The following is a 3,544-nucleotide window of genomic DNA, read 5'->3' as shown; positions in this document are numbered from 1 at the left end:
TTATGATTGCTGTATTTGGTTGTCAATGTTCGGATGATGTTTATATTATTAACGGTGTTGTTAAGGTTTGTAAAGGGATTGAGCGATAGTTAAACTGATGAGTGTGATTAGCTAGGCTTATGTAAGGAGAGACAGGGCCGATCGCCAGAAGTTTTGTTAAGAAAGTTGAGGGTTTTGCTTTCTGTAGGTCAGCTCGTGATACCTTTCTAAAACCTGAAAGCGGGAAAGTCCGGTGCAATTCCGGCGCTGTGCCGCAACTGTAAAAGTCAGAATGCCGATTTCGGGGGCGCTTTGTGGGCGTTTACTTTTGGATTCCCTGCGTAGCACGGGGAGGAGATTATTTGTTAGCTTTGACTGATTTGCCGACTTGTCCGGGTTTATTTTACGGTTCTCAAGCCCGAGACGGAGTTTTATCGAGAATGCGGATTCCGGGGGGAATTTTAAACGCGCAGCAGTGTCGGACGATCGCCGATTTGGCAGATCAATACAGTACCGGCTGTTTGCAAGTGACAAATCGGGCAAATTTGCAAATCCGAGAAGTGAACTCGGAAATTGCCCCGGAAGTCTGGAACCGCTTGCAGGAATTGGGGATAGCGTCTCGCCGCGTTGAAGTTGACCCGATTCGCAATATTATGGCAAGTCCGACAGCAGGGATCGATCGCCAGCAGTTACTGGATACTCGCCCGCTAGTCAAAGCTTGGGATGATTACCTGCAAACACATTCCGAGTTGTCGGAACTTTCGCCTAAGTTCAGTATTGGCTTCGACGGCGAAGAATCGGTTTCGATCCAGGCTTTACGCAACGATATTTTATTAGCTGCATGCGGTCGTTCAACCCAATCAGGAATCGTTTTTAGGCTGCATTTAAACGGCGATACAGGAATTTTAATCCAAGAATCGCAATGTATTTCAGTATTAGCCGCCCTCGCTAGCACCTATCTTGAATACACCAAAAATAGACCTCGAATTGATGGCAAAAAACCGCGTTTGCGTCACCTGCTGGCAGATTGGGGCGCGGAAAGTTATCTAGAAAGGGTACAGCAGAATTTACCATTTTCATGGCAATTCACATCTTGCACTTTTCCCAAAAACAGCCAAGATGCCTCATCTGAAAAATCCCTCCCCCATCACCGACATCTCGGCATTCATCCTCAACGACAGTCCGGTTTCTCCTACATGGGAATTGCACTGCCTATCGGTAGGCTAGAATCAAAGCAACTGCGGAATTTGGCGAATTTAGCCCAAAAGCTAGCCAGCGGTACCCTGAGACTTACGCCGTGGCAAAATCTGCTGATTTCTGATATCCCCAACTCCCAGCTTTTTGAGGTAAAACAGCAAGTCGCCGATTTGGGATTGCACTCATCGGCGACTCGCCTAGATTCGTGCTTGGTGGCTTGTGCCGGCAGCAGCGGCTGTGCGTCGGCGGCGACAGATACTCAAAGTCACGCCCTAGCAATGGTGAGGGATTTAGCGCAAAAATTGACCATCGACCTGCCGATTAACATTCATTTCAGCGGTTGCCAAAAGTCCTGCGCCCAGCACCACCCCATTGATATCACGCTGGTGGGAATTCAGATTGAGCGAGGAGGCGAGACGATCGAAGGTTACGACATTTATGCGGGTAGAAAAGATTTGCCCTTCGGACGACAAATTTTTCAGGCGGTGAGTGCGATCGAGATGCCCGATGCGATCGAGCGAATGTTGCGGGTGTATCAGCGGTTTCGGGAGCCTGTGGAGTCATTGGGTGAGTTTGTCGATCGGCAGGCGATCGACCAATTGCAGGAGTTGTTGAGCACCGAAAATCGGAATTGAAAGTGAAAAAATATCCCACGAAAAAAGACAGATTTTAAGCATTTCTCTTCCTATCTCTCTCGATATTTCTTCCTTTGCGTCCTTCGCGCCTTCGCGGTTCATTCAAAAAATCTATTTCACAAATCCAACAAACTTCCCATAGCAGTTTTAAAGAATGATTGACTACATTCGAGACGGAACAGAAATCTACACCAAATCCTTCGCCACAATTCGAGCCGAAGCAGATTTGTCAAGCTTGCCGCCCGATTTAGAATCGGTAGCCGTGCGGCTAATTCACAGTTGCGGCATGACCGATATTGTTGCAGATTTAGCAGCTTCGCCCGGTGCAGCTACTGCGGGACACAACGCCCTCGCCGCAGGTGCGCCGATTCTCTGCGATGCCCGGATGGTGGCAGAAGGCATCACTCGCAAACGCCTTCCCGCTGACAATCAGGTGATTTGCACCCTCTGGCATTCCGAAATCCCGGAGTTGGCGCGGCAAATCGGAAATACTCGATCGGCCGCGGCCCTTGATTTATGGCTGGACAACTTGCAGGGTGCGGTTGTGGCAATTGGCAATGCCCCGACTGCTTTGTTCCGACTGCTGGAAATGCTGGATGCCGGAGCACCCAAACCGGCTTTAATTCTGGGTTTCCCGGTAGGATTTGTCGGGGCAGCCGAATCCAAAGCCGAACTGGCCGCCAACAGTCGGGGAGTGCCATTTATTACGTTGCACGGGCGGCGCGGCGGCAGTGCAATGGCAACGGCGGCCGTGAATGCGTTAGCGAAAAAGGATGAATTATGACTAAGGCTACTGGTAAATTGTACGGTTTGGGTATTGGCCCTGGCGATCCAGAATTGATTACTTTGAAAGCTTATCGGATTTTGCAATCGGTGCCGGTGATTGCCTATCCGGCGATGGAAAATGGTAAGGTGCTGGCGCGGGCGATCGTCGCAGATTATCTGCGCCCGGAGCAAATTGAGATTCCGATGCCGTTGCCTTTTAGTCCGACGCGATCGTCTCAACCTTATTATGATATTGCTGCGGAGAAAATTGCCGCACATCTGAGCGAGGGGCGGGATGTGGCGGTGCTATGTGAGGGCGAACCTTTTCTCTACGGTTCGTTTATGTATCTATTCAACCGTTTGTCGGGGACATTTACGACGGAAGTTGTGCCGGGAATTTCTTCGACAATGGCGAGTGCGGCTGCGTTGGGAGTGCCGCTGACTTATCGTAACGATGTGTTAAGTATTATGCCTGCGACGCTGGATGCTGAGGTTTTGCGCGATCGATTGGCGGTTGTTGATGCTGCTGTGATTATTAAGCTGGGCCGACATTTTGCGAAAGTCCGGGACGTACTGATTGAGTTGGGACAGTTCGATCGATCACTGTATATAGAACGCGCAACTATGCCGAATCAGCGAATTCGGGCGATCGCAGATGTCGAACCCGCTGAAGTTCCCTATTGGGCTCTCATTATGATACCTAGCCAGCAAAAGTCTGTATCTTAATATTTCCAAGCCTGAAGGCGACGCGCTTCCAGGCTTTACCTACTTTTTTGTGCATTCTTACCTGTTTATCCAGTTTTATTCATATTGATAAGTGAAACTTATAACTTTGATTAGTTAATCTGTTGTTAAAATAGTTTACAAACCTTAGAATATGCTTTATGTTTGTTTACATGGCGGAACACAAAGCCGTCACGAACATTGAAAACCAAATAAAGCAATCATAAACAAATGACAACAACCTT

The 3,544-nt window shown here is 48.8% G+C and carries 3 protein-coding genes and 1 riboswitch; all 3 genes read left to right on the top strand.

The genetic code is table 11. The features are described 5' to 3' along the window. The first annotated feature begins 205 nt into the window (after positions 1-205). Positions 206-285: riboswitch (adenosylcobalamin-variant (AdoCbl-variant) riboswitch) on the top strand. Between the two features lie 8 nt (positions 286-293). The 3 genes from cobG (at position 294) to QUA23_RS30605 (ending at position 3,302) form a co-directional block, all read left to right on the top strand. Next, positions 294-1,811, top strand: a complete 1,518-nt coding sequence (gene cobG / locus QUA23_RS30615; RefSeq protein ID WP_333079639.1) for a precorrin-3B synthase — start codon at positions 294-296, stop codon at positions 1,809-1,811. Positions 1,812-1,965: 154 nt separating this feature from the next. Next, the gene (locus QUA23_RS30610) at positions 1,966-2,595 is read left to right on the top strand and encodes a precorrin-8X methylmutase (protein WP_333079637.1); all 630 of its coding nucleotides are present in this window, start codon (positions 1,966-1,968) and stop codon (positions 2,593-2,595) included. Further along, entirely contained in the window at positions 2,592-3,302 is a 711-nt protein-coding gene (locus QUA23_RS30605) for a precorrin-2 C(20)-methyltransferase (RefSeq protein WP_333079635.1), read from the top strand. Before QUA23_RS30610 ends, QUA23_RS30605 begins: the two co-directional genes overlap by 4 nt. Positions 3,303-3,544 lie beyond the last annotated feature (242 nt).

This window comes from Microcoleus sp. Pol1C5, from assembly GCF_036701115.1.
GTDB lineage: Bacteria > Cyanobacteriota > Cyanobacteriia > Cyanobacteriales > Microcoleaceae > Microcoleus.
This window is presented reverse-complemented; position numbering and strand designations above follow the sequence as displayed.